The organism is Rhodococcus sp. MS13, assembly GCF_013277835.1.
Classification (GTDB): Bacteria; Actinomycetota; Actinomycetes; order Mycobacteriales; family Mycobacteriaceae; genus Rhodococcus_F; species Rhodococcus_F erythropolis.
Genome location: NZ_VBTL01000007.1, coordinates 80,761 through 104,552, shown reverse-complemented (window position 1 = coordinate 104,552; position 23,792 = coordinate 80,761). Strand labels below are relative to the sequence as shown.

Sequence of the window (23,792 nt, the reverse complement as noted above, 5' to 3'; positions counted from 1 at the left end):
GGCCGAGACGCGGACGTCAGGGCCGGGTTGAGTTGAAAAGCAATCAGTCTTCGAGAGCCGCGAGAACCTCGTCGGACAGATCGATGTTGGTGTAGACGTTCTGCACGTCGTCAGAGTCTTCGAGCGCGTCGACGAGCTTGAAGATCTTGCGTGCGCCGTCGACATCCAAGGGAACCTCGACGGAAGCGCGGAAATCGGCTTCAGCGGAGTCGTAGTCGATGCCGGCTTCCTGAAGTGCCGAACGTACGGCAACCAGATCCTGTGGCTCACTGACGATTTCGAAGGTTTCACCGAGATCGGTGACTTCCTCGGCACCGGCGTCGAGCACAGCCATCAGGACGTCGTCCTCCGACTGGCCGTTCTTCTCGAGCGTGACGACACCCTTGCGAGCAAACAGGTAGGAGACGGAACCCGGGTCAGCGAGGTTGCCACCGTTACGGGTCATCGCGGTGCGAACTTCACCGGCTGCGCGGTTGCGGTTGTCGGTGAGGCACTCGATCAGAACGGCGACGCCGTTGGGTCCGTAGCCCTCGTACATGATGGTCTGCCAGTCTGCGCCGCCCGCTTCTTCACCGGCGCCGCGCTTGCGCGCACGCTCGATGTTGTCATTGGGAACAGACGTCTTCTTCGCCTTCTGGATGGCGTCGTACAAGGTGGGGTTGCCCGTGGGATCGCCACCGCCGGTTCGTGCCGCCACCTCGATGTTCTTGATCAGCTTCGCGAAGGATTTGCCACGACGTGCGTCGATCACAGCCTTCTTGTGCTTGGTGGTGGCCCATTTTGAGTGGCCGCTCATGCGATTCAAGCCCCTTTCCTGCTGCGTTGCGCACGCCGAATGCGCGTCTTTCAGCTCTGCCGATGTTACCCGTCCCACGTCACAACTCGCTGCATCCCCCGACACGAATTAGTCAAACCGCGCATTGTTTGCATAGAATGCAAACATGTTGGTCCGAATAGATCACGCCTCCACAACTCCGCTCGCGGAGCAGATTGCAGCCGGGGTTCGTGGCTCGGTCATCCGCGGTGAGATCGGACCAGGTGACCGCCTGCCGTCCGCTCGCGCTCTCGCCGAGTCGATCGACGTCAATCTCCACACGGTTCTTCGTGCGTACGCAACACTCCGCGACGAAGGCCTGATCGACCTCCGACGCGGACGTGGCGCCGTCATTCGCGCCGAATTCGACTCGGGAAGAACAGCTCTCAACGAATCTGCGCGCGAGTTCGTACGGCAGGCCCGAAATCTCGGACTCGACACTGCGCACATGCTCGACCTCATCAAGGAGACCAGCACACAATGACGCCCAGCAAGATCCGACTCTGGACAGCAGCTTCGCTGACTCTGATCCCGACCCTGATTCTGGTATTCGCACGCTTCGCGTGGGGTGACCGCCTACCCGAGACCGTCGCGAGCCATTGGTCCGGATCGACCCCGGACGGGTTCAGCACCACGACGACGTTTTTCGCCATCGCGCTGGTGATTTCACTGGTGGCTGTCGTTTGCGCCTGTGCCGTCGCGGCCCGTTCGAGCGACAACGCGCCCTTGTTTCTCGCCGTAACCTCGATCTCGAGTGCGACACTGGCGACGATCTGGATTCTGAGCGTCGCCCTGACGATCGACGCCGGGTCGCCGGAAGACGCGCGTATCGGCTGGTGGATTCTTGCGCCGATCGCGGCGGTACTCGTAGGAGTTCTGGCATACGCGCTGCCTGACCAGCAACGAAGCGGCCCGGAGTCGCCACTGCCGACCCCGACGCTCGACACTCCGCTGACGGCCTCCGAACGTGCAGTGTGGGTCGGGCAGGTCCGCAGCGTCTGGCCGTGGATCGTTACCGCCGGCCTCGTAGTTCTCGTGATCGCGACTGCCGCGTACTCGGATTGGTGGGTTGCCGTGATCCTGGGTGTGTCCACCCTCGCCGTCACAGCATTCGCGTCGGTCACCGTGCGCGTCGACCGTCATGGTGTCGGCATCAGTTCCTGGGGCGTTCGATGGAAGAAGATCCCCATCTCGAAGGTGAAGTCCGCATCAGTCGACGCGATACGTCCGGCCGAATGGGGTGGATGGGGTTACCGAATGACACCGCGCGGAACAGCCGTCACTCTCCGCTCGGGTGAGGCCATCGTGGTCACTCTCGAGAACGGACGACTGTTCGCCGTGACCGTCGATCACCCGGAAGACGGTGTGAAGCTGATCAATTCGTTGGTTCAGGCTGGTTGATTCACGAACAACGTCAATTTACGAACAACGTCAATTCACGAACAACACGGCAGCGGCATTGCCGGCGAGGTAGAAGCCGGCAATGCCGAACACCCAACCCATCGCGCTGTCGCCGTGGCGTGAGATGAACGAGTCCACCCCGCTCAGCGGCTTGTCCAGTCGGTCGCCGGCCACGATCCGCCCGCACAACAGAAGCACTGCCGGAGTGGCCATGATCAGGCAGTATCCGGCAAGTATCGACGCAGACGTGACTGCGGACAGCCCAGCAGCGGTGATCATCGCGATCGCCGCCAAGTAGGGCAGCATCGTCACCAATTCGGCGGTCCCGGCAGCAATTGCCAGAAGTACAACACTTCTCGCGGAACTGGCCGAGCCGAGCACCCGCTCTCGCCAAACATGGGTTCGATCGGCCTGACCGGATGTGCGCCTCTTCTCGGAATCGAATCGAAAACTCCACGCGAACAACGCGATACCGAGTATCAACTGCGCACCGCGGGCGGCGGGGGTTTCGAGCAGCGGGGCGACGACAGGCATACCTGCCCGTGCCGTCGTCCAGACTGCCACCCCGACAACAAAATAGAACGTCGTGATGACCACCAGATACGTCAGCAGCCTGCGAACCTGCGGTCGTCCCGGCATCAACAACATCCAGACCGGGACGACCAAAGTTCCGATGCTCGTACTGTCCAGCAGGGCGAGCCCGCCCAGCGTGGTGAGCAGGACGAGTTCCACGTCAGTCGTTTCGGCGCTCGGGTATCGCTGTCTCCCTCGTTCGGACTGCATTCACGATATCGAAGGCACCGATGATCGCGAGGATCACGCCGAGTGGCCCGCCGCGAAACCAGAAGAACTCGGCGTCACGCGCGAACAGCCACAGACAGCCGCCACCGACGACCAAGAGAATGCCGATCATCAACTCGAAGCGAATTTTCATACGTCGAGCCTGTCTTCTCTATCGAATCCGCACATCAGCCATCGGAACAACGCCGACCTCATCATTTGGTATGACAAGTCAGGCGCCCCGATGTGCTCTGATAAGTCTGTGGTGACCAGAAGTCGGAGTGTCGGCAAGTGGAACGATCCGCTCATCGCCTTCGGCCTGTTCGCGATCGGGGTACTCCTCTACCTGGTCGGCCTGTACCAAATGTGGACCGATGTCGGAGGTGTCGCCGACGTTCCCGCCGGGGTTCGGATCGGGATGCTGGCTCTGCTGTGTGCGATCGACTCGTTCCGGCGGGTGCGTCCGGCAACAGCTTTGGCGGCGGGGGCCGTCATCGTCGCGGTCGACGCTGCCCTGGGACCCACTCTGCCGATGTGGCTGGTCCTCTCGGATCTCACCTACGCCGCAGTTCTGTACGGGACGGCGCGGCTGGGCCGAGTGGTGTGTTCTCTGACCGCGGTGACGGTTGCCGCGCTCACCGCACTCGTCTACCTGTCCACCCAGGACGTCCGCGCTGCGGCTGGGGCAGGCGTGGTGACGGCACTGTTCTTCGGTACGCCGGTGTGGTGGGCACTGGTCATCCGTCGACAAGTCGAACTGACCGAGGCCGAACGCGAGCGTTCCAGAGTCCACGAAGCACTCGCCGCTCTAGACCGCGAGGCCGCAGTCGCTCACGAACGAGCAACCATGGCGCGCGATCTGCACGACGTCATCGCAAGCCACCTCTCCGCCATCGCAATCCATTCGGAGGCGGCACTGTCCACCACAGCTCTCTCCGGTGAACGGGGCGAACCAGACGACGGCTTGCGGGAGATGATCGGGGCGATCAGATCGAGCAGTCTCGCGGGCCTTTCCGAGATGCGGTCGATGATCGAACTGCTCCACGCCGGGGACGACGAGACCCCGGACCCGCGTTCCTCTCCCCCGCGGCTGACCGAGTTGCCCGTCGTCCTGGACGCAGTTCGGGCAGCCGGCGGCACTGTGCACGTTGCGATCGACGTCGATGCTGCCGCCTTGCCGAGCGTGGTCGATCACACGGCGTATCGGATCACCCAGGAAGCCTTGACCAACGCACTCAAACATGCGCCCGGTGCGCCGATCTCGATGTCGATCTCTCTCCAGCACAATGCATTACAGATCGAGATCCGAAACCCCGTCGGTCCCGACACATCCCATCCGCGAGCAGGAACGCGCGGACTTGCAAACATGCGTCACCGCGCCGAGCTGCTGGGCGGTTCACTCGACGCACTTCCGGTCGACGGAGAATGGACGGTATGCGCACAGCTACCGGTCCCCGCACCGAACGGAACGGATCGGTGATCACCGTCGCCCTGGTCGACGACCACGCCGCGATCCGCTCCGGCCTGGCGATGATCCTGCGGCAGCACGACGACATCGATGTCGTTGCAGAAGCCGGTGACGGAGCGTCGGCGATCACCGTCACCCGCACGCATCAACCCGACGTCGTACTCATGGACGTCCGGATGCCAGGCACCGACGGCATCGAGGCGACGCGTCAGATCATCGGGACGACCCGCAGCCGGGTTCTGGTGTTGACCACCTTCGACCTCGACGAATACGTCTTCGCGGCCTTGCGCGCCGGCGCGTCGGGATTTCTGCTCAAGACTGCGACCGCGGACGAGCTGACCAGCGCTATCCGCAACGTCGCGGCTGGAGATGCAGTGCTCGCTCCTCGCGCGGCGCGTGCACTGATCGGCGAGTTCGTTCAGCGTGCACCCAAACCCACCGAACCGCTGGGATTGAGCGAGCTCACCGATCGTGAACGCGAGGTGCTCGCGCTGCTTGGGACGGGTATGTCCAATGCCGAACTGTCGCGTGAACTCGGTGTCGGTGCTCCGACGGTGAAGTCTCATGTGTCACGAGTTCTGTCGAAGTTGCACCTCACCTCACGCGTCCAGGCGGCGATCCTTGCCCGCGAACTGGAGCTGTAGGTTCGGCCGAGGCTGACTACTCGAGTTATCCGCGAACCAGATCGACGAACATCTCGTGCACTCGACGGTCCCCGGTGACCTCGGGATGGAAAGAAGTGGCGATCACCGAGCCCTGCCGAACCGCGACGATCCGGCCCGCGGCCTCCCCCGCGGCGGCGGGAACCTGTGCAAGGACCTCCACGCCCGGTCCAACTCGCTCCACCCACGGCGCGCGGATGAAGACGGCGCGGATGGGATCTCCGATGATGCCCTCGAACTCCAGGTCGGACTCGAAAGAATCGACCTGTCTGCCGAAAGCGTTGCGGCGCACCGTCATGTCGATGGCGCCGAGATGTTCGGCGTCCGGCCGGGTGTCGAGTACCTCGCTCGCCAGCAGAATCATGCCGGCACACGAACCGTAGGCCGGCAGCCCGCCGCGAAGACGCTCACGCAGCGGATCCAACAGTTCGAACACCTGCAGAAGCCGGCTCATGGTGGTGGATTCGCCACCCGGAATCACGATTCCGTCTACCTTGTCCAGCTCCTCCGGCCGTCGGACACCCACGGCATCCGCACCCGAATCATCAAGTGCAGCAAGGTGCTCGCGAACATCACCCTGGAGGGCAAGTACACCGATCAGCGGACGCGTCATCACACAGTTCCTGTCTTGTTCTCACGGCTGTCGGGTTCGCGTTCCAGACGCGTCAAACCCTCCTGAACCACCGCTGCCACCATGTTGCCATCGCGATCGTAGATACGCCCCTGAGTGAGCGCGCGACCGAAACCTGCCGACGGCGATGTCTGGTCGTAGAGCAACCACTCGTCGGCCCGGAACGGACGCAGGAACCACATCGCGTGATCGAGCGAAGCAGTCTGCGTCTTCACGCCCCGGTGCGGGACTTTCGAAGTTCCGAGCAGGGTCATGTCACTGAGGTACGCAAGCGTGCAGATGTGCAGCAGCGGACGATCCGGCAGAGGCTCGCGGTAGCGCATCCACACGCGCTGTTGTGCGGCGAGATCCGGCGCTGACGCACTCTGCTCGGCCGGCACAATTCTGATGTCCCAGTTCTTCCACTCTTGGTAGAACTGCGATTCCGCCAACTTGGGAACGGTCTGCGCGTCCTGCAAGTCCTCCGGCGCCGGAACGGAAGGCATCCGATCCTGATGCTCGATACCTTCGTCCTCGACGTGGAACGAGGCCGACATCGTGAAGATCGTCTTGCCGTCCTGGACTGCGTTCACCCGGCGGGTGCAGAACGAGCGCCCGTCGCGGATGCGGTCCACCAGGTAGACCGTCGGAATCTTCGGGTTGCCCGGGCGCAGGAAGTATCCGTGCAACGAGTGCACGTGGTAGCTCTCGTCGACGGTGCTCACGGCAGAAACCAGAGACTGCCCGGCAACCTGCCCGCCGAACGTCCGCTGAAGTGCAGTGGGATGGACCGCACCACGGAAGATGTCCTTCTCCAGGTGTTCGAGCGCGAGGATCTCCTCGATACCAACCATGAGTCCTCCGGAAATAGACCGCCGCAGTGGGCGCGATGACGGTTCACAATATCGCCTCGGCGAGCGGGCACGGCACCATGGTGGGCGTGAGCACATTCATCCCGTCCACTCCCCTCGCCCTGGCCGAGCAGATCGCAACGCTGAGCGGATCATTTCCGTCGGTCACGGTAGTAGCGATCGACGGACCTGATTGTGCGCAGCCGTCTCGGCTCGCGGAACTGGTCCGGGCCGCCGTCGAGTCGCACAGCAGGCCGAGTGCTGTTGTGTCACTGCACGACTACGTGCGGCCGGCTTCGCTGCGATACGAGTTCGGTCACGAGGATGCGCTGAGTTACCGCACCATCTGGTTCGACTATCCGGCACTCGATCGTGAAGTGATCACCGCTGCCCGCACCAAACGAGCGTTGTTGCCGAAACTCTGGGACGAACCCACCGATCGATCGGCTCGCTCGACCCGCGTCCCCGTCCATGAGCGCGCGGTCATCGTGATCGCCGGTCCGATGTTGCTCGGGCGTGGGCTGGAGTTCGACGTCAGCGTCCGCCTGGACATGAGCGGAGCTGCCATGCGACGGCACACTCCGGAGGCGGATCTGTGGACCGTCGACGCACTCCTCGAACACCGCTCAGAGATGTCCGAGGAGGTCGATTTCGAGGTCAGGTACGACCATCCGGCCCGGCCTGCGGTGCGGTCTCGCCCCTGAAGGCCTCGATTGATCTCACTTCAGGCGACCTCACTTCGGCCGACCTCACTTCGGGCGATACAGCCTGGTCAGGCCTTCCTGGACGACTGCAGCAACCATATTTCCTCGGCTGTCGAAGATTCGTCCCTGCGTCAATGCGCGACCAAAGCCCGCTGACGGCGACGTCTGGTCGTACAACAGCCACTCGTCGGCCCGGAACGGCCGCAGGAACCACATGGCGTGATCGAGCGAGGCGCTTTGCATTGCGACGTCCATGTGAGGGCCTCGGGAAGATCCGAGCAGCGTCATGTCGCTCATGTACGCAAGCGTGCACACGTGAAATACCGGGTCGTCCGGGAGAGCCTCGCGGGAACGGAACCATACTTGCTGCTGTGCGGCAGCGCCTGGACGCTTGTTGATGTCGGCCTTCGGCACCATCCGGAGGTCCCAATCGGACCACTCGCGAGCCAACCACGCAGTCTCTGGATCTTCCGAATCCTGGGCGATGGCCAAGGTCTCGGGGTCAGGGACCGGTGGCATCTCGTCCTGGTGCTCGATGCCTTCGTCTTGGACGTGGAAGGATGCCGACATCGTGAAAATGGCTTGCCCGTCTTGAATTCCGGTGACCAAGCGGGTCGCGAACGATCGACCGTCCCGAACACGATCGACCAGAAAGACCGTCGGCTCCATCGGATTGCCCGGACGCAGGAAGTATCCGTGCAACGAATGAACTGAATAGGCCGGATCGACCGTGCGTACCGCCGACACCAATGCCTGGCCGGCGACCTGGCCGCCGAAAGTGCGGGTCAGGGTGGTCTCCGCGATGATTCCTCGAAAGATGTCACGCTCGAGGCGTTCCAACTCCAGAATTTCTTCGATCCTCGCCATCGATGCTCCACATCTTCCCGTGTACCGACGTCTACCGACCTTCACACAATGCCTGACGCACCCCCGGCCACCAAAGTGGGCATCCGAAAACACTGAGCGACGGGGCGCATCGACTCAGAATGGCGGTGGATCGTCTCCGCCGTCGAAGGTCCTCCTCGGGGCCTTCTTCATCCGCCGGTGCATCCGTATCCGCTGACGCCGGCGTTCACCCCGCACACGAGAGGCCTTGTTCTCCAGACGTGTGCGCCGACGCCGACCACCCTCGGGCAGTACAGGCTCGAGCATTCCCGCCAGCAGACCTGACGGCCTGGTTCGGTAGCAATGTCCGGTCGGCGAGGTCAGCATGACACTCCGGTCCGGGTTCGAGGTGTGCAACCACTGACCGGAATGCTTGAGGCGGTGATGGTTTCGACAGTACGCACTCATATTCGACGCCACGGTCTTTCCGCCACGAGTGGGATCGCGATGATCAAAGGGCTCAGTGTGATCAAGATCTGAATTCCATGCAGCGACATCGCAGTGCAACCACTGGCAGCTTCCTGCGATCACCCGCACCCAGGTGTCGAGGACAGCGCCGGGGCGGTAGACCGACGCCGAAGGAACAACGGGCGGAGGTACTGGCTCGCACTCACCGGAAGACTCGAGCGCGGCATCGACTGGTACTTGCACCTTCCGAATCAGCGCACCCGCGGCGATGTCACGCGCATGCTCTGCACTGATCACTCCATAACCGTCGAGGTGAGCGGGTTCGTCTGCACCTGGTGCGTCACCGCCCTGAAGCGTTGATTCCAGCATGACCACGTGAACCAACGGCCGACGCACCACGACAATCCCGCTTCGATCTTGTGGGCAATCGTCCAGGCCGCAATCGCACGGCAGAATCGTCGACCCGGATACCAACGCTCCCAATGCGTCAGCTCGTCGTTGCTCGTACTTACGGGAATCGTGTCGACACACCGACATTGCCAACTCCCGCAACCGACGGTCGAAAGCCCGTGCTTCCTCCGCCGGAATACTCCCCAATATCCGCGCCATTCCGTCCTCGGCAGCGCTCACACCCACGAACCGATCAGCCAGGGCGCGGCGTCGACGTTCGCGTATCCCCTCGGGATCCACCACGGCGACGATCCGGTCGATAGCCGCTGTCAATCGGCGACCGGTCAAGCCAGTACCGCCAGGCATCGGTGGCGCCGAGATCTTTTCGAGGAGTTGCCGTTCCACCTCGTCGATCAAATCGTCGGCTACGTTGGCCGTAGCGGAGTCGATCAATCCGACTCGATACAGATCCAGTTCTCCGCGCGCCATGGCGGCACGCGTGCGATGGAGGCGAGTCTTGAGAGAAAAGCCGAGACCGATCAACTTTCCCGCTGCGGCACGGCCCATGGTCAATGCCGCGCCGAGCTCGGCCTCAGCCAGTTCGTGAGCGGTAGACGACCAAGCACCGTTATCAGTGTGGTCAGCGCTGCGACGCTCGAAAAACTCGGCAATGGCAGCCAGTTTCCGTTCCACGAGCATCGATTCGCGCGCATGCAGATCGGCGATGAGATCGATGAGGGCGCAGTCGGATTCAGCACCGGACAGCAGCGCTGCGGTACCCGAACTTCCTACTCCGTCATCGAACATTCCTCAACATTATTCGAATATACGTTCGATATCCATGATTTCCAGGAATCAGTCCGAACAATCCCGATTGACCGAAAATTGTTGCGGAGCAACCTTTGCGGCCACTCTTGTTCCGGCAACGGATTCCCCTACTGAACCAGGGCGTTGATAATGCGGGCAGCTTCGGCCGGGTAGATAAGGCGGTCGGACCCACCACGCAATACCCAGTGGACTGGACTACCTTCGTCTAGGACTCGGAGTTGCACGTCGAGCGGAAACGCATCGATGTCAGCTGAGTCGACTGCAAAGACATGGACAATCTCATGCCCAGGTCGCCCCTCGAACTCGAAGATGTTCTCGACGACCTCGAGCAACTCGACGCTTCCCAACCTGACACCGAGTTCCTCCGCGAACTCGCGTCGCAGCGCTGCCTCGGCCGTCTCACCGAACTCGATACCGCCACCGATCAATCGATGAAAGTTCTCCCCCGTGACAGTGTCCGTGCCGTCGAGCATGAGTACGTGACCGGAACGGACAGGTATCCCCAGTGAGATGTTACGAATTGACGACATACGACACAGTTTAGGTGGCCAACTCGAACACCATTTGAATCCGACGACGGCGAATATCACCAAAAGTGATGGGGTGGGCGCAAATACGACTTGGACTTGCCGAGACTCCCGATGACAGACTCGAACACCATTCCCGGACAAAAGAACCCATTGAGGAACCGATGAACGACGCAAGTACCTGGACCGCACGACTCGCCGCACTCGACCTGACCCTCCCGCCTGTTGCCACCCCCGCAGGCTCATACCTTCCCGCCGTTCAGACGGGGTCATACGTCTACACGTCTGGGCAATTGCCGCTCGTCGAGGGCACTACGACGTGCATCGGCAAGTTGGGCGAGGGCGTCTCCGTCGAAGACGCCGCCCAGGCGGCGCGGTTGTGCACTCTCAACGGACTCGCGGCCGTTGATGCCTTGGTCGGTCTCGACCGCATCGTTCGGGTCGTCAAGGTCGTTGGATTTGTTGCTTCGGGATCCGGATTCTCGCAGCAACCCCAGGTGATCAACGGTGCGTCCGACCTGCTGGCCGAGATCTTCGGTACCGCTGGACAGCACGCCCGCTCTGCGATCGGCGTGGCCGAACTCCCCCGAAACAGTGCCGTCGAGGTCGAGTTCGTGTTCGAGGTATCGGACAGCATCTGACGGTCCGCCACACCCCGAAGGGGCGGCGGTTGCCAATGCAACCGCCGCCCCTTCTTGTGTAAAGACTTTCAGGCACTGAGCCCGGTCGTCGAACCTGCTGTCACCAACCGCGCTCTGCGAGGCGGTGTCCGACGGGCAGGTCGTCGACGTTGATGCCGACCATTGCCTCGCCGAGTCCGCGCGAGACCTTGGCGAGCACGTCCGGGTCGTCGTAGAACGTGGTGGCCTTGACGATTGCCTCGGCGCGCTGCTTCGGGTTGCCGGACTTGAAGATGCCCGATCCGACGAACACGCCCTCGGCGCCGAGCTGCATCATCATCGCAGCGTCTGCCGGGGTGGCGATGCCGCCGGCGGTGAACATGGTGACAGGCAGCTTGCCGGCCTTGGCGACCTCGACGACCAGTTCGTAGGGGGCCTGCAGTTCCTTGGCGGCTACGTACAGTTCGTCCTCGCTCAGCGAGGTCAACCGGCGGATCTCGCCGCGGATGGTGCGCATGTGTGTGGTGGCGTTGGAGACGTCTCCGGTGCCGGCTTCACCCTTCGAGCGGATCATGGCCGCGCCTTCGTTGATGCGACGGAGCGCTTCACCGAGGTTGGTGGCGCCACAGACGAAGGGGGCGGTGAACTTCCACTTGTCGATGTGGTTGGCGTAGTCGGCCGGGGTCAGGACCTCGGACTCGTCGATGTAGTCGACGCCGAGGCTCTGCAGGATCTGAGCTTCGACGAAGTGACCGATGCGTGCCTTCGCCATGACGGGGATGCTGACGGTGGAGATGATGCTGTCGATCATGTCCGGGTCACTCATGCGCGAGACGCCGCCCTGTGCGCGAATGTCTGCGGGGACCCGCTCGAGTGCCATGACGGCGACGGCGCCTGCGTCTTCGGCGATCTTGGCCTGCTCAGCGGTGACCACGTCCATGATCACACCGCCCTTGAGCATTTCAGCCATGCCGCGCTTGACGCGGGCGGTGCCGATGGCGGTGGTGGGGGCAGAGTCGGGGGTGCTCACAGCAAACTCCTGCAGTAGTGGCGTGACGAAAGAAACAAGGCACGGCGAACACACGAGTTCATTCGCTCGGTGGCCTCTGGCCAGAACTCTAGGACGAACCGGCCTTCGATTCCGTATCCAATTTGCCATTGCTGGCCTTAAACGGCCGCGAGCACTGAACGACCGAACGATCAGCGGATGGAACGCACTTCCGGATCCTCGGAACCGTCCGCAATCGTCGCGGCCTCCACCAGGAGGTTTGCCAGATCCAACGGGTAGACGGGCTCACCGGACTTAGCCAGTCGGCGGATATCGTCGGCGCTGCACCAGCGATGGCCTGTGATGGCACGCTGTTCCAATTCCGTGTGGCCTTGGAAGACCGGCTCGAAGCCGTGAGTGCGCGTAGCGAAGAACAGCTCTTCCGAACGGATCAGCTCACCGTCGAACGGGAAGATCGCCACCCGACGCCAAAGCGGACCTCGCAGATTCTCCGGCGCCACGACGAATCCGGTCTCCTCCTCGATCTCACGAACTGCGGCCGCTCGCAGATGTTCGCCGCGTTCGAGCCCGCCGCCGACGGTGAACCAGAAGTAAGTGTTCGGGATCTTGGGATCGTGCCCGTGCAACAGCAGCACCCGATCTTCCTCGTCCAGCATCACCACGCGGGCAGAGGTCCGTGACGTATCCACGGTGATTCCCTCGGGCACCGCCGCCGCGGTCGTGCGCTCAGAGATCTCGAAGTATTGAGGCAGTGGCGCCGTTCCGCCGAGATGTAGCCATCGAACAAGTCGTCGGGTACGCAACGCGAGAGTGTCTCGCACCGCGTCGTTGTGGAACCGCCGGGCGATCAGCACGCGCGCCTCGGCATCGGCCAACTCGGCCACCAGTTGAGGTCGCAGCGACGTCGTGCCGTAGGCAGCGAGAGCATTGGACAGCCGGTTCTCGGCAAGCTCGCGATCCTGACGATCCGCCCGTTCGGCAGCGTCCGCCAAGGTGACGAATCTGCGGGCGTCGTCGGCGCTCATGTCCACAGCCGCCGCGCGGACAACCGCGGCACGACGGGACAGAGCCGCATCGAGCGCCAACCACGACTGATCCGAACGCACATGCAGTCGATCGAGTCGGTTCGCCGTCCCGTACGCCCACAGTCCGACGACCAGGACGACGGCAGCGACGAGCCCGAGAATGAAGATCGTCAGAGCGGAGAAGGTCATGACCCCACCACGCGTACGCCGGTGCCGCCAACCGTGACGGTCTCGTAGACACGCAGGATCTGTTCGGCCACCACCGGCCAGTCGTATTCGGCAACAACACTTGTCGCGGTGTTGACCAGCGCGCGTCGTCGATCCGGGTCACCGAGAACGGAATCGATTGCCTCGGCCAAGGCATCGGAGTTCCCGATGGGGACCAGCAAGCCGGCCTGACCGTCGCGAAGAACACGGCGGAAAGCGTCCAACTCACTGGCCACGACGGCAGTGCCAGCCGCCATGGCCTCGACCAGCACGATCCCGAAGCTCTCACCGCCGAGATTGGGCGCACAGTAGACGTCCGCACTGCGAAGCGCCGACGCTTTCTCCTCATCGCTGACCTGCCCGAGCAGGCGGAGATGCTTGAAGTACTTGCCCGCCTCTTTGCGGAGTTTCTCCTCGTCGCCGCGTCCGACCACGATCACTTCGAGATCCGGGTGACGCTCGACCAACTCCGGCAGTGCGCCGAGGAGGACGGCCATCCCCTTGCGCGGTTCGTCGTAGCGACCGAGGAACAGAATGGTTCCACCTTCGCGCGGGTAGCCGGGCAACAGATCGGCCTCGGCAAACGCTGCGACATCGACGCCGTTGGGGATCTCGACGGCGTCGGATCCGAGGGACTCGACCTGCCAACGACGCGCCAACTCCGAGACTGCGATCCGGCCACTGATCTTCTCGAGATACGGAGCCAAGACACCCTGAAAAGTGCTCAGCACCAACGACTTCGTGGTCGACGTGTGGAAGGTGGCGACGATCGGGCCCTCCGCGATACGCAACGCGAGCATGGACAGACTCGGCGCATTGGGTTCGTGGATATGCAGAACGTCGAAGTCACCTTCCGCGATGAACTTGCGGAGGCGGTTGTTCGCCGTCGGGCCGAAAGACAACCGCGCAACAGAACCGTTGTAGGGAATCGCGACGGCTTTACCTGCGGAAACCACAAAATCCGGCAACTCGTCGTCATCGGACGACGGCGCAAGCACACTCACTTTGTGACCACGTTCGATCAGCACCTCGGCCAGATCCACCACGTGCGCCTGCACGCCACCGGGGACGTCGAAGGAGTACGGGCAGATCATGCCGATCTTCATTCACCCTCCATGCGGGCGAGCCGCGATTCGGAGAGGTCGGAGCGCCACAGCGGCTGAAGCATGTGCCAGTCAGCGGGGTGCGCTGCGATGTTGACGGCAAAACGGTCGGCAAGTGCCTGCGTGGCCGGGCCGACTCCGCCGGATACGTCGATCGGTGGGTCGATCTTGAAACCCCAACCGTCGGGAGTGAACCAGCAGTGGACCGGAAGTAGCGGCGCGCCGGTGTCGATCGCGAGCTTCGCCGGGCCGGCGGGCATGCGAGTAGGTTCGCCGAAGAAGGTGACGGGCACACCCTTCTTCGCCAGATCGCGCTCCCCCAACAGGCACACGATCTTGTTCTCACGCAGATGCTTGGAGAGTTCGACGAACGGTGGATGCTCCCCGCCGCTTAGCGGGAAGATCTCGAAACCGAGACTCTCGCGGTATTCGACAAACCGTTCGTACAGGGATTCGGGCTTGAGCCGCTCGGCAACGGAGGTCAACCCACCCCATTGCTGAACACACCACACGCCGGCCATGTCCCAATTACCGCTGTGGGGCAGCGCCAATACCGCGCCATGACCTGCCGCCATTGCTTTTTCCAGATGTTCCTGGCCCTCGACCAGCGCATGCAGCGCTTTACCTGTCGCGACCAGGTCCATCGACGGAAGACGGAACGCCTCACGCCAGTACCGGGCGTACGAGCGCATTGAATCCTTGATCAACTGATCCGGAACTTCCGCCGGCGTCGTGCCCAGAACTCTCGCGAGGTTCTTCCTGAGTTGTTCGGGTCCGCCCTTGCGTACCGCGAAATCCGCTCCGGCGTCGAACAGCTTGACCGCCACCGATTCCGGCAGGCTTCTCACCAGCCGCCAACCCGCGGCATATCCCAGATCGGTTGCGCGCTCGGAAAAACTCACTGCTCTGCCTCACCTTCAGGCTTGGGATCGCCCTCCGTGCCCGCCGCGCCTTCGACCGTCGATGCCGCCGGGGCGATCGGCAGAAGTTCCCGGGCGCCAGGCGAATTGCGCACCGCGAGCACTCGTTGGAAGACCGTCACGATACTTCCGGCGGCAAGTACCCACATCGCGATGTGAATCGCCCACGGTAGACCCATACCTGTCAGGCCAGATCCGACCAACACGATGATCAGTCGGTCCGGGCGCTCGATCCACCCGCCGTCCGCAGTCAGCCCGCTCGCCTCTGCGCGCGCCTTCGCGTACGAGATGACCTGCGAGGTGACGAGGCAGATGAGCGTCGCGACGAGCAGCCACTTGCTGTTCTCGTGGTAGACCGCCCACCAGGCCAGGCCGGCAAAAATCGCGCCGTCGGCCACGCGGTCGCAGGTCGCGTCCAGTACCGCCCCGTACCGCGTTCCGCCGCCGCGAGCACGAGCCATTGCGCCGTCGAGCATGTCGAACATGACGAAGAACCAGATGAACAAGGTTCCCCAGAACAGATGTCCGGACGGAAACAGCGTCACCGCACCGGCGACGCTTGCCACCGTGCCGATCACCGTCACCGAGTCCGGCGTCAGACCGGTCTTGACCAGCGCCTTCCCCATAGGTGCCGTCACCTTGGACACCGATGCGCGCCCGAAGAAGCTCAACACCGCAGGAACCCTCCCCGTCGTGAGTTCCGGTTCGGAACTCGTTGCAGCAATGCATCCTGCCATGAAGCCGGATGCATCAACCTATTGTTGCCAGGCACCGGCGAGTAGTCCCCTGGTCTCCCGCAGCAATTGCGGCATCACCTTGACCCCACCGAGCACGGTGATGAAGTTGGCGTCGCCGCCCCAACGTGGGACTACGTGTTGGTGAAGGTGCTCGGACAGCGAACCGCCCGCGGCAGCACCGAGATTCAGACCGACGTTGAATCCGTGCGGATTCGACACGCTCTTGATCACCCGCAACGCACGCTGGGTGAACGCCATCAACTCGGCGCTCTCCTCCGGCGTGAGGTCTTCGAGGGCCGCGACCTTGCGGTACGGCACCACCATCAGGTGACCCGGGTTGTACGGGTACAGGTTCAAGACCGCGTAGACGTGTTCACCGCGGGCGACGATCAACCCTTCCTCGTCCGACATTTTCGGAATGTCGATGAACGGTTCACCCGTCGTACCCGGGGTGTTGGGCGCCTCGGTGATGTACGACATCCGATGTGGCGACCAAATACGCTGCAAATGATCAGGATCGCCGACGCCGTGGTCGATCAGCGAACCCGGACCATCGTCACCGGGGGCGCTCACTGCGCCACGCTTGGCTGCACCAGTTCGGCTGTCGGCGAGGCATTCTCGCGGCGACCGATCCACTCGGTGATGATCCGGACGGCGTCGTCGACGGGAATTCCGTTGATCTGGGTGCCGTCACGGAAACGGAAGCTGACCGCGCCGGCTTCCACGTCACGCTCGCCCGCGAGGAGCATGAACGGGACCTTTTGCGTGGTGTGGTTACGGATCTTCTTCTGCATCCGGTCATCACTGAAATCGACCTCGGCGCGAACACCGGCTGCCTTGAGCTTCTTCGTGACGTCGAACAGGTGATCGGCGAAGGCCTCGGCCACCGGGATTCCGACGACCTGCACCGGCGCCAGCCACGCCGGGAACGCGCCCGCGTAGTGCTCGGTCAGGACACCGAAGAACCGCTCGATCGAGCCGAACAGCGCGCGGTGGATCATGACCGGACGAGTCTTGACGCCGTCGTTGCCGGTGTACTCGAGTTCGAACCGCTCGGGCAGGTTGAAGTCGAGCTGGATGGTCGACATCTGCCAGGTGCGGCCGAGTGCGTCCTTGACCTGAACGGAGATCTTGGGACCGTAGAACGCGGCTCCACCCGGATCCGGCACCAGAGTCAGGCCGGAAGCTTCGCCGACCTCGGCAAGCGTTGCGGTCGCCTCTTCCCAGACGTCGTCGCTACCGACGAACTTGTCCGGGTTCTTGGTGGACAGTTCGAGGTAGAAGTCGTCGAGGCCGTAGTCCTTGAGCAGGTTCAGAACGAACTGCAGGGTGGTGGTCAGCTCGTCGCGCATCTGCTCACGGGTGCAGTAGATGTGAGCGTCGTCCTGGGTCATGCCGCGCACGCGGGTCAGGCCGTGGATGACGCCGGACTTCTCGTAGCGGTAGACCGAGCCGAATTCGAAGAGCCGCAACGGCAATTCACGGTACGAGCGTCCGCGAGCACGGAAGATCAGGTTGTGCATCGGGCAGTTCATCGGCTTGAGGTAGTAGTCCTGGCCCGGCTTGCGCACGGTGCCGTCCTCGTTCAGTTCCTCGTCGACGTGCATCGCCGGGAACATTCCGTCGCGGTACCAGTCGAGGTGACCGGAAACCTCGTACAGATGTCCCTTGGTGATGTGCGGAGTGTTGACGAACTCGTAGCCCGCCTCGATGTGGCGGCTGCGCGAGTAGTTCTCCATCTCGGTGCGGATGATGCCGCCCTTGGGGTGGAACACCGGCAGGCCCGAACCGAGCTCGTCGGGGAAGCTGAAGAGGTCCAGTTCGGTACCGAGCTTGCGGTGATCACGACGCTCGGCCTCGGCGAGCAGTTCGAGGTACTCGTCCTGAGCCTCGGTGGACTCCCACGCGGTGCCGTAGACACGCTGAAGATCGGCGTTGTCCTGGTTGCCACGCCAGTAGGCGGCGGAGCTTCGGGTCAACTTGAAGGCCGGAATGTGCTTCGTGGTCGGAATATGCGGGCCGCGGCACAGATCGGACCAGATCTTGTCGCCAGTGCGCGGATCGAGATTGTCGTAGATGGTCAGCTCGTTGCCGCCAACCTCCATGATCTCGGGATCGTCGATACCGGACTTGTCGTCGATCAATTCGAGCTTGAAGGGCTCGTCGGCCAACTCGACCCGAGCGTCCTCGATCGAATCGACCACTCGACGCGAGAAACGCTGCGATCCCTTGATGATCTGCTTCATACGCTTTTCGAGCTTGGCCAGATCCTCCGGAGTGAACGGACGATCCACTGCGAAGTCGTAGTAGAAGCCATCCTTGATCGGCGGACCGATCCCGAGCTTCGCGTCGGGGAATTCCTTCTGGACCGCCTGCGCGAGGACGTGAGCCGCGGAGTGCCGGATGACGCTGCGGCCGTCCTCGGTGGATGCTGCCACCGGCTCGACGTCGACATCGACCTCAGGTGTCCACGACAGATCCTTGAGCGTTCCCTCGCCATCGCGGACAACGACGATCACGTCGGGCCCCTTCGTGGGGTATCCGGCTTCGCGCACTGCAGTCCCGGCGGTCGTCCCCGCGGGCACCCGAAGTGGGGCGGCTGAGTGCTCTGGCGCGGGACTGGTCACGGCGATGTGCTCCTAAAGGTATTGCGACAAGTTAGACAGGCGTCGTACCCACTGCGAGCACGCGCACGATCATGTTATCGGCCCTACCGACATGGTGAGACAACCGAGTGAAGGAAACCGGGCCGCGTTCAGCTCACAGTGGCGACTCGAGCCACGAGTAGTCCAGGCCCACCCATGTCCCGATCAGGCCGAAGGTGCCGAGCACCCACAAAGTCGCCAGGACGATCACTGTGGTGAACAGAACGCCCAACCCCTTGACGAACAGCGACTGCTTGCCGAACCATTCCATGAACCTGTCGTATCGAGCCTTCGCGAAATGAAGGAGTCGATGTGCCCACGCGAACTCCGACGCCAGTATGCCGAGGCCGGCGAAGACGATGAGCCAACCGGGCCCGGGGTACGGAATAGCCACGATGCCTGCTGCGAACACGATCGTGCCCACGACTCCGACGCCGATGCGGTACGCAAGATTGAGGGTGGGCCGCGCGGCGATTCCAGCGCGCCACCGCTCCCAGCGGGACTCTGCGTCTTGGAAGACGGACAGGTCTGAATCGTCGACGGGAGAATCGACCTTTTCGGTACTCAAGTCGGTCACCTTTTCGGTCGCGAAATGTCTCTTCGACCAGGCTACCGAAATCGTCGCCCGGCGACCTGCGTCGACGGTCTGCATGCCGAAACAACCGTGCCCTCGAACAGCTGTGCTCTCAAACGACTGTGCTCTCAAACAGCTGTGCTCTCAAACGACTGAAGGCGTCCCCGATGATCGGGAACGCCTTCAGTGTTTTTCTGTGGTCCCGGCTGGGATCGAACCAGCGACCTTCCGCGTGTGAAGCGGACGCTCTCCCACTGAGCCACGGGACCGTAAGTCATCCGAACGCATGCGCTCGAACGAGTTGGAACATTAACACGGCTGCGCGATGAATACGAATCACCAGGTTGGCATTCGTTTTGCTCCAGGCGACCCCGAAATCTACGAATTCGAGCTGATTTCAGACCGTATTCATCGCCAAGACGGACAGTTGCAACGCGCGCGACGGGCCGATTCGACTCCGAACACGCCACTGAGCTGGTGATTTGTGTGTATCCGACACGGTCGGCTAATGTTTCCAACGCACCGAGGAGAGCGAGCAGCTCCCCAAGCAACACGGTGCGATGCGGACGTGGCGCAGCTGGTAGCGCACAACCTTGCCAAGGTTGGGGTCGCGGGTTCGAATCCCGTCGTCCGCTCGAGAGGTGTGACTCAACCTTTTACGGTGGAGTGGCCGAGTGGTGAGGCAACGGCCTGCAAAGCCGTGCACACGGGTTCGATTCCCGTCTCCACCTCGCGCGATTAGCTCAGCGGGAGAGCGCTTCCCTGACACGGAAGAGGTCACTGGTTCAATCCCAGTATCGCGCACCACGTCAGGCCCTCGGGCCTGATGGTCAAGGCCTGCTTGCAGGTCTGATAAGTTAGAAAAGTACTGAGTTCCGGTAACGGAGTTCATTGCTCATGCGGACGTGGCGCAGCTGGTAGCGCACAACCTTGCCAAGGTTGGGGTCGCGGGTTCGAATCCCGTCGTCCGCTCCATTTTTCTCCAGAACCCGCGCGATTAGCTCAGCGGGAGAGCGCTTCCCTGACACGGAAGAGGTCACTGGTTCAATCCCAGTATCGCGCACCATTTGAAATTGCAAGAAGCCGGAACCTCAGGGTTCCGGCTTTTTGCGTTCGAGCGCCGAACACATCAACCGCAGTACAGACGCAAGCCCTCTCGGGAATCCACGTCAGTACTGCGGTTGATGTAGCTGATCAGATTGTTGTAACTGATCAGTGAGAGAAGCGGTTCGCTGCCGAAGTCATCGCGCGCAGCGAGGACTCAGTCGACGACTCCGCAATCCCCATCGCCCAGCTCCGACGGCCGTCGCACTCGGTAAAGATGAACGTCGCCGTGCGGTGGCCGATCTGGTGCTGATGGAAAGACAGGATCTCGAGCGAGATTCCCGCGTCGTGCAGCATCGACGTCATGGCCGAGATCGCGCCAGTCGAGGTGGCGGAAGCCTTCTGGATGCGCTCCCCCAGACCGAGAGTCGCTTCGAAAGTCCAACGACCCGGCGCAATCTTCTCGGAGGACCACGCGCCCAAACGGATCGGGCCGCTCATTGCCGCATACGTGGACTCGAACTCGGTCCAAGACATCGCTGAGCATTCGGCACGCAGGCCGGCTGGCAGAGATTTTCCGTGACGCGCCGCGAAAGGATCAGCAGCGGTAGAAGAAGAATCAGAAGCGAAGGCGGAATCAGAAGCGAAGGCGAAGTTGTAAGTCATGATCGTGGTCTTCCTGGAATGAAGTGGAGGACCAACTGGTAGCAAGACGACCCGCAGCGAGGGGTCGGTCCGATTCAGACCCCGCTACGGCGGCTTACTACGAGAATTCGCTTCATGAGAGACGAGGCTAGGCGGCCCGGTTCGAGAATGCAACCCGGACCGCCTCCGCACAGGTCAGACCTGAGCCGATTTATGCTCGGCGATCAGGGCGCGATACCACTCGAACGAGGTCTTCGGTGTGCGCTTCTGGGTGTCGAAATCGACGTGTACCAGGCCGAATCGCTCTTTGTATCCCGCAGCCCATTCGAAGTTGTCGAGGAGTGACCACACAAAATAGCCACGGACGTCGACACCGTCGTCCATGGCCGATCGGAGGGCGCGAAGGTGCGCGTCGTGGTAGTCGATTCGCGCTTCGTCCTCGACGACGCCTGCGGCGTCCGGTGCGTCGTGGAATGAACATCCGCTTTCCGTGATGTAGATCGGCGGCAGTGCGTCACCGAACCGAGCCTGGAACGTCCGCAGGATCTCACCCAGCCCTTCGGGAACGATCGGCCATCCGAAATCGGTTGTGGGATAACCGGTAATCGCGACAGGCGCAAAGGGCAGGCCCGGCGGTAGGTCGACCTCGAGCACACCTTCGGTCCCCTGGCCTTCCACCGGAGCGGCAATCATCGTCGGCTCGTAGTAGTTGATCCCGTACCAGTCGAGCGGCACCCCGATGATTTTCAAGTCCTCGTCGACGGGCCCGCTGAGCAGCTGAGCGAATTCGTCGGCGGGGTACTTCCCGACCAGAACCGGGTCGGCGAACATCCAATTGACGACGTGGTCGTAGATGTCGGCAGCCATCACGTCTTCCGGGGAATCCGAGGCGGCACGCACCGGTGCATGGTTCGAGGCGATTCCGATGTTCGTGCATCCGGTTGCCCGAAGCGCTTCGACAGCGAGGCCGTGCCCGAGCAGCTGGTGATGTGCAGCTTGGAAAGCCTCGAACCCCAAGGCCAGGCCGGGGGCATGAACTCCCAGGGCATGACCGTAGAGCGTGTGCACTACCGGTTCGTTGAGCGGCATCCACATTCCGACGCGATCGGACAACCGTTCGCCGACGACCTGGGCGTACTCCCCCAGCCGGTACGACGTGTCTCGGTTCATCCAGCCGCCCTGCTCTTGCAGTGCGAGGGGCAGATCCCAGTGAAAGAGAGTGACGGCAGGAGTAATTCCCACCGAACACAGTCGATCGATCAGGCGGTCGTAGAAGTCGAGCCCTTTCGCATTCACGGCCCCCGATCCGGTGGGCAGAATTCGCGACCACGACAGGGACAGCCGATAAGCGTCGAGCCCGAGGTCTTTCATCAACTCGATATCCGATTCCCAGCGGTGATAATGATCGGCAGCAACCGCTCCGGTGTCGCCCCCGACGACTACACCGGGGCGGTCACAGAACTCGTCCCAAATCGACGGTCCGCGACCGTCTTCGGCCACAGCTCCTTCGATTTGGTAGGCCGCGGTGGCGGTTCCCCAGACGAAGGAAGACGGAAATTCTGGTGTCGGCTGCCGAGTCATGTCGGCCAGTTAATCAAAGAACCGTGCAAAACACGCAGCTTTGTTGGACACTCGACCAGTATCAAGATCCAGTACCGTTCGGCCTAACCGAACGAACGAGACAAAGGCCCTGCTTGATGACGGATAACACCCGCACCCTGACGAGGGCTCGGATCGCCACTTCGGTGGCCTTCGGACTTCAAGGATTTCTCCTCGCCGCCATTCTGACGCAGCTGCCGCAGTACAAGGACTTGTTCGAGCTGAGCGAGACACTGGTTGTGGTTGCGGTTGTCACCGTGTCCGTCATCGCCGGGCTCGGCAGTGTGCTCGCCGAGATTCTGGCCGTGAGAACGTCGAGCAAGATGACTCTGCGAACCGGACTCGCCGTCATCGCAGTCTTTGGCGGGGCAACCGGAATTGCGCCCAACGCGGCGATGTTCTTCGTCTTCCTGGCGATCTACGGCATCGGACTCGGCATGGTCGACGCGGCCGCCAACATGCAGGCAGTCTCGATCCAACACGCCAAGGGCCGCTTCATCCTCTCCTCGTTCCATGCTTCCTGGAGCGTCGGAGCGATTGTCGGCGCTCTGTTCATCTCTGCTACCGCAAGCCTCGACATCTCGATCCGCATAACGCAGGTGATCGCGGGAGTTGTTGTCGGACTGATGCTTCTGGCCTTCGGCCCGCAACTGCTCGATCGCTCCGAGTCTCCGGTTGCCGATGCAAACATCACGAGCACCGCGAAATTCACCGTACCCACCCGCGCGTTCGTCCTCCTCGGCGTCGCGATGGCATTGTTCTATGCGGTCGACTTCAGCGTCGGAAACTGGTCGACGCTGTACGTCAAGGACGAACTGCTCGCCGACGCCGGGACGGCCGCCCTTTCCGTGGCGGCGTACCAAATCGCGGCACTGGTCGCACGACTGACCGGCGACTACTGGGTCGGCAAGTTCGGTGAGACCACCGTCGTGCGGATCGGCTCTCTCATCGGCGTGGTCGGCATGACGATCGTTGTCCTCGCGCAATCTCCCGCCGTTGCCATCGCCGGCTTCCTGATCGTCGGCCTCGGCGTACCGGTAATCGCCCCGATCTGCTTCAGCGCCGCCGGACGGATGGCTCCCCCGGATCAGGTCGACGCGGTGATCGCACGAATCAACCTCTTCAACTACGTCGGCACGGTGGTCGGCGGCGGCATCGTCGGCGCGGTCGCTGCCTTCAGTGACCTTCGAATCGGGTTCCTGATTCCGCTGGCGTTCTGCGCGATCTTGATAGTCCTTGCTCCCGCGTTCGCACCGAAACGAGCCACGACGCCGGTCGCCGAGAATGCCGCTTGAGCATCATGCTCGACGAAGGTGGTGTACTTGATCAACCGAAT

The 23,792-nt window shown here is 62.4% G+C and carries 25 protein-coding genes and 6 tRNA genes; 12 read left to right on the top strand and 19 right to left on the bottom strand.

The genetic code is table 11. The annotated features are described in order from the left end of the window. Nucleotides 1-43: 43 nt before the first annotated feature. Nucleotides 44-796 carry a YebC/PmpR family DNA-binding transcriptional regulator gene (locus tag FEZ59_RS14725; protein WP_007732951.1) on the bottom strand — a complete coding sequence of 251 codons (753 nt, stop codon included), beginning with the start codon at nt 794-796 and terminating at the stop codon, nt 44-46. Between the two features lie 145 nt (nt 797-941). Here FEZ59_RS14725 and FEZ59_RS14720 point away from each other — a divergent pair, with 145 nt between their 5' ends. Then, on the top strand, nt 942-1,298 hold the full coding sequence (locus FEZ59_RS14720; protein ID WP_003943322.1) for a GntR family transcriptional regulator: 357 nt from the start codon (nt 942-944) through the stop codon (nt 1,296-1,298). Further along, nucleotides 1,295-2,215, top strand: a complete 921-nt coding sequence (locus FEZ59_RS14715; RefSeq protein ID WP_172932831.1) for a hypothetical protein — start codon at nt 1,295-1,297, stop codon at nt 2,213-2,215. The genes FEZ59_RS14720 and FEZ59_RS14715 overlap by 4 nt, the downstream gene beginning before the upstream one ends. Before the next feature lie 30 nt (nt 2,216-2,245). On the opposite strand, the gene FEZ59_RS14710 is transcribed toward FEZ59_RS14715, so the two are convergent. Both FEZ59_RS14710 and FEZ59_RS14705 read right to left on the bottom strand, forming a co-directional pair. Next, nucleotides 2,246-2,947, bottom strand: coding sequence for a GAP family protein (locus FEZ59_RS14710; protein ID WP_019748297.1), 702 nt, complete (start codon nt 2,945-2,947; stop codon nt 2,246-2,248). 1 nt (nt 2,948) lies between these two features. Then, nucleotides 2,949-3,149, bottom strand: a complete 201-nt coding sequence (locus FEZ59_RS14705; RefSeq protein WP_003943331.1) for a hypothetical protein — start codon at nt 3,147-3,149, stop codon at nt 2,949-2,951. A 111-nt stretch (nt 3,150-3,260) separates the two neighbouring features. On the opposite strand from FEZ59_RS14705, the gene FEZ59_RS14700 reads away from it, so the two are divergent. Further along, nucleotides 3,261-4,475, top strand: coding sequence for a histidine kinase (locus FEZ59_RS14700; protein ID WP_225989350.1), 1,215 nt, complete (start codon nt 3,261-3,263; stop codon nt 4,473-4,475). Beyond that, on the top strand, nt 4,430-5,107 hold the full coding sequence (locus FEZ59_RS14695; RefSeq protein ID WP_046378508.1) for a response regulator transcription factor: 678 nt from the start codon (nt 4,430-4,432) through the stop codon (nt 5,105-5,107). The genes FEZ59_RS14700 and FEZ59_RS14695 overlap by 46 nt, the downstream gene beginning before the upstream one ends. A gap of 25 nt (nt 5,108-5,132) precedes the next feature. On the opposite strand, the gene pdxT is transcribed toward FEZ59_RS14695, so the two are convergent. Together pdxT and tesB are read right to left on the bottom strand one after the other, a co-directional pair. Next, nucleotides 5,133-5,738 carry a pyridoxal 5'-phosphate synthase glutaminase subunit PdxT gene (gene pdxT, locus FEZ59_RS14690; RefSeq protein WP_003943308.1) on the bottom strand — a complete coding sequence of 202 codons (606 nt, stop codon included), beginning with the start codon at nt 5,736-5,738 and terminating at the stop codon, nt 5,133-5,135. Continuing rightward, complete coding sequence (tesB, locus tag FEZ59_RS14685) at nt 5,738-6,589, bottom strand: acyl-CoA thioesterase II (protein WP_019748293.1); 852 nt, start codon at nt 6,587-6,589, stop codon at nt 5,738-5,740. The genes pdxT and tesB overlap by 1 nt, the downstream gene beginning before the upstream one ends. 35 nt (nt 6,590-6,624) lie before the next feature. On the opposite strand from tesB, the gene FEZ59_RS14680 reads away from it, so the two are divergent. Continuing rightward, nucleotides 6,625-7,290 (top strand): hypothetical protein, encoded by a 666-nt coding sequence (locus FEZ59_RS14680; protein WP_242459817.1) that lies wholly within the window; start codon nt 6,625-6,627, stop codon nt 7,288-7,290. A gap of 45 nt (nt 7,291-7,335) precedes the next feature. On the opposite strand, the gene FEZ59_RS14675 is transcribed toward FEZ59_RS14680, so the two are convergent. From FEZ59_RS14675 to FEZ59_RS14665, 3 genes are all read right to left on the bottom strand, one after another. After that, nucleotides 7,336-8,157, bottom strand: a complete 822-nt coding sequence (locus FEZ59_RS14675; protein ID WP_019748291.1) for an acyl-CoA thioesterase II — start codon at nt 8,155-8,157, stop codon at nt 7,336-7,338. Nucleotides 8,158-8,271: 114 nt separating this feature from the next. Continuing rightward, a complete protein-coding gene (locus FEZ59_RS14670; RefSeq protein WP_134999629.1) occupies nt 8,272-9,780 on the bottom strand; it encodes an HNH endonuclease signature motif containing protein in 1,509 nt (502 codons plus the stop codon). A 128-nt stretch (nt 9,781-9,908) separates the two neighbouring features. After that, nucleotides 9,909-10,331, bottom strand: a complete 423-nt coding sequence (locus FEZ59_RS14665; RefSeq protein ID WP_134999628.1) for an NUDIX domain-containing protein — start codon at nt 10,329-10,331, stop codon at nt 9,909-9,911. Nucleotides 10,332-10,492: 161 nt separating this feature from the next. Between FEZ59_RS14665 and FEZ59_RS14660 the strand changes: the two genes are divergently transcribed. After that, the gene (locus FEZ59_RS14660; protein ID WP_046379901.1) at nt 10,493-10,969 is read left to right on the top strand and encodes a RidA family protein; all 477 of its coding nucleotides are present in this window, start codon (nt 10,493-10,495) and stop codon (nt 10,967-10,969) included. Between the two features lie 100 nt (nt 10,970-11,069). On the opposite strand, the gene pdxS is transcribed toward FEZ59_RS14660, so the two are convergent. The 9 genes from pdxS to FEZ59_RS14615 all read right to left on the bottom strand — a co-directional run bounded on the left by pdxS (nt 11,070) and on the right by FEZ59_RS14615 (nt 19,437). Further along, on the bottom strand, nt 11,070-11,978 hold the full coding sequence (pdxS, locus tag FEZ59_RS14655) for a pyridoxal 5'-phosphate synthase lyase subunit PdxS (RefSeq protein ID WP_003943338.1): 909 nt from the start codon (nt 11,976-11,978) through the stop codon (nt 11,070-11,072). A 170-nt stretch (nt 11,979-12,148) separates the two neighbouring features. Continuing rightward, on the bottom strand, nt 12,149-13,171 hold the full coding sequence (locus FEZ59_RS14650; RefSeq protein ID WP_172932830.1) for an NUDIX domain-containing protein: 1,023 nt from the start codon (nt 13,169-13,171) through the stop codon (nt 12,149-12,151). After that, nucleotides 13,168-14,295, bottom strand: coding sequence for a glycosyltransferase family 4 protein (locus FEZ59_RS14645; protein ID WP_003943332.1), 1,128 nt, complete (start codon nt 14,293-14,295; stop codon nt 13,168-13,170). The genes FEZ59_RS14650 and FEZ59_RS14645 overlap by 4 nt, the downstream gene beginning before the upstream one ends. After that, complete coding sequence (locus FEZ59_RS14640) at nt 14,292-15,194, bottom strand: phosphatidylinositol mannoside acyltransferase (RefSeq protein WP_019748286.1); 903 nt, start codon at nt 15,192-15,194, stop codon at nt 14,292-14,294. The genes FEZ59_RS14645 and FEZ59_RS14640 overlap by 4 nt, the downstream gene beginning before the upstream one ends. Beyond that, the gene (pgsA, locus tag FEZ59_RS14635; protein WP_020907628.1) at nt 15,191-15,886 is read right to left on the bottom strand and encodes a phosphatidylinositol phosphate synthase; all 696 of its coding nucleotides are present in this window, start codon (nt 15,884-15,886) and stop codon (nt 15,191-15,193) included. The genes FEZ59_RS14640 and pgsA overlap by 4 nt, the downstream gene beginning before the upstream one ends. Before the next feature lie 81 nt (nt 15,887-15,967). After that, complete coding sequence (locus FEZ59_RS14630; protein WP_019748284.1) at nt 15,968-16,522, bottom strand: HIT domain-containing protein; 555 nt, start codon at nt 16,520-16,522, stop codon at nt 15,968-15,970. After that, nucleotides 16,519-18,576 carry a threonine--tRNA ligase gene (gene thrS / locus FEZ59_RS14625; protein WP_007732914.1) on the bottom strand — a complete coding sequence of 686 codons (2,058 nt, stop codon included), beginning with the start codon at nt 18,574-18,576 and terminating at the stop codon, nt 16,519-16,521. Before thrS ends, FEZ59_RS14630 begins: the two co-directional genes overlap by 4 nt. 133 nt (nt 18,577-18,709) lie before the next feature. Then, nucleotides 18,710-19,120, bottom strand: coding sequence for a TIGR02611 family protein (locus FEZ59_RS14620; RefSeq protein ID WP_085989954.1), 411 nt, complete (start codon nt 19,118-19,120; stop codon nt 18,710-18,712). A 245-nt stretch (nt 19,121-19,365) separates the two neighbouring features. Beyond that, a tRNA-Val gene (locus FEZ59_RS14615) sits at nt 19,366-19,437 on the bottom strand. 293 nt (nt 19,438-19,730) lie between these two features. On the opposite strand from FEZ59_RS14615, the gene FEZ59_RS14610 reads away from it, so the two are divergent. From FEZ59_RS14610 to FEZ59_RS14590, 5 genes are all read left to right on the top strand, one after another. Beyond that, nucleotides 19,731-19,803: transfer RNA gene (locus tag FEZ59_RS14610), tRNA-Gly, on the top strand. A gap of 25 nt (nt 19,804-19,828) precedes the next feature. Beyond that, a tRNA-Cys gene (locus tag FEZ59_RS14605) sits at nt 19,829-19,899 on the top strand. A gap of 1 nt (nt 19,900) precedes the next feature. After that, nucleotides 19,901-19,975: transfer RNA gene (locus tag FEZ59_RS14600), tRNA-Val, on the top strand. A 92-nt stretch (nt 19,976-20,067) separates the two neighbouring features. After that, nucleotides 20,068-20,143 (top strand) — tRNA-Gly (locus tag FEZ59_RS14595). A 16-nt stretch (nt 20,144-20,159) separates the two neighbouring features. Further along, a tRNA-Val gene (locus tag FEZ59_RS14590) sits at nt 20,160-20,234 on the top strand. Between the two features lie 146 nt (nt 20,235-20,380). Here FEZ59_RS14590 and FEZ59_RS14585 read toward each other — a convergent pair. After that, nucleotides 20,381-20,878, bottom strand: a complete 498-nt coding sequence (locus tag FEZ59_RS14585; protein ID WP_020907588.1) for an alpha-isopropylmalate synthase regulatory domain-containing protein — start codon at nt 20,876-20,878, stop codon at nt 20,381-20,383. A gap of 174 nt (nt 20,879-21,052) precedes the next feature. After that, nucleotides 21,053-22,438: a GH1 family beta-glucosidase gene (locus tag FEZ59_RS14580; RefSeq protein ID WP_020969516.1), complete on the bottom strand. Its 1,386-nt coding sequence runs from the start codon at nt 22,436-22,438 to the stop codon at nt 21,053-21,055. 116 nt (nt 22,439-22,554) lie between these two features. Between FEZ59_RS14580 and FEZ59_RS14575 the strand changes: the two genes are divergently transcribed. Then, the gene (locus FEZ59_RS14575) at nt 22,555-23,751 is read left to right on the top strand and encodes an MFS transporter (RefSeq protein WP_019748279.1); all 1,197 of its coding nucleotides are present in this window, start codon (nt 22,555-22,557) and stop codon (nt 23,749-23,751) included. Nucleotides 23,752-23,792: the final 41 nt, after the last annotated feature.

Bases quoted from the DNA above. Each gene is read 5' to 3' on its own strand.
- tesB (WP_019748293.1), bottom strand. From the start codon at position 6,589: ATGGTTGGTATCGAGGAGATCCTCGCGCTCGAACACCTGGAGAAGGAC.
- pdxT (WP_003943308.1), bottom strand. From the start codon at position 5,738: ATGACGCGTCCGCTGATCGGTGTACTTGCCCTCCAGGGTGATGTTCGC.
- FEZ59_RS14670 (WP_134999629.1), bottom strand. From the start codon at position 9,780: ATGTTCGATGACGGAGTAGGAAGTTCGGGTACCGCAGCGCTGCTGTCC.
- FEZ59_RS14575 (WP_019748279.1), top strand. From the start codon at position 22,555: ATGACGGATAACACCCGCACCCTGACGAGGGCTCGGATCGCCACTTCG.
- FEZ59_RS14695 (WP_046378508.1), top strand. From the start codon at position 4,430: ATGCGCACAGCTACCGGTCCCCGCACCGAACGGAACGGATCGGTGATC.
- FEZ59_RS14660 (WP_046379901.1), top strand. From the start codon at position 10,493: ATGAACGACGCAAGTACCTGGACCGCACGACTCGCCGCACTCGACCTG.
- FEZ59_RS14705 (WP_003943331.1), bottom strand. From the start codon at position 3,149: ATGAAAATTCGCTTCGAGTTGATGATCGGCATTCTCTTGGTCGTCGGT.
- FEZ59_RS14715 (WP_172932831.1), top strand. From the start codon at position 1,295: ATGACGCCCAGCAAGATCCGACTCTGGACAGCAGCTTCGCTGACTCTG.
- FEZ59_RS14725 (WP_007732951.1), bottom strand. From the start codon at position 796: ATGAGCGGCCACTCAAAATGGGCCACCACCAAGCACAAGAAGGCTGTG.
- FEZ59_RS14580 (WP_020969516.1), bottom strand. From the start codon at position 22,438: ATGACTCGGCAGCCGACACCAGAATTTCCGTCTTCCTTCGTCTGGGGA.
- FEZ59_RS14665 (WP_134999628.1), bottom strand. From the start codon at position 10,331: ATGTCGTCAATTCGTAACATCTCACTGGGGATACCTGTCCGTTCCGGT.
- FEZ59_RS14645 (WP_003943332.1), bottom strand. From the start codon at position 14,295: ATGAAGATCGGCATGATCTGCCCGTACTCCTTCGACGTCCCCGGTGGC.
- FEZ59_RS14680 (WP_242459817.1), top strand. From the start codon at position 6,625: ATGACGGTTCACAATATCGCCTCGGCGAGCGGGCACGGCACCATGGTG.
- FEZ59_RS14585 (WP_020907588.1), bottom strand. From the start codon at position 20,878: ATGACTTACAACTTCGCCTTCGCTTCTGATTCCGCCTTCGCTTCTGAT.
- FEZ59_RS14720 (WP_003943322.1), top strand. From the start codon at position 942: ATGTTGGTCCGAATAGATCACGCCTCCACAACTCCGCTCGCGGAGCAG.
- FEZ59_RS14650 (WP_172932830.1), bottom strand. From the start codon at position 13,171: ATGACCTTCTCCGCTCTGACGATCTTCATTCTCGGGCTCGTCGCTGCC.
- FEZ59_RS14675 (WP_019748291.1), bottom strand. From the start codon at position 8,157: ATGGCGAGGATCGAAGAAATTCTGGAGTTGGAACGCCTCGAGCGTGAC.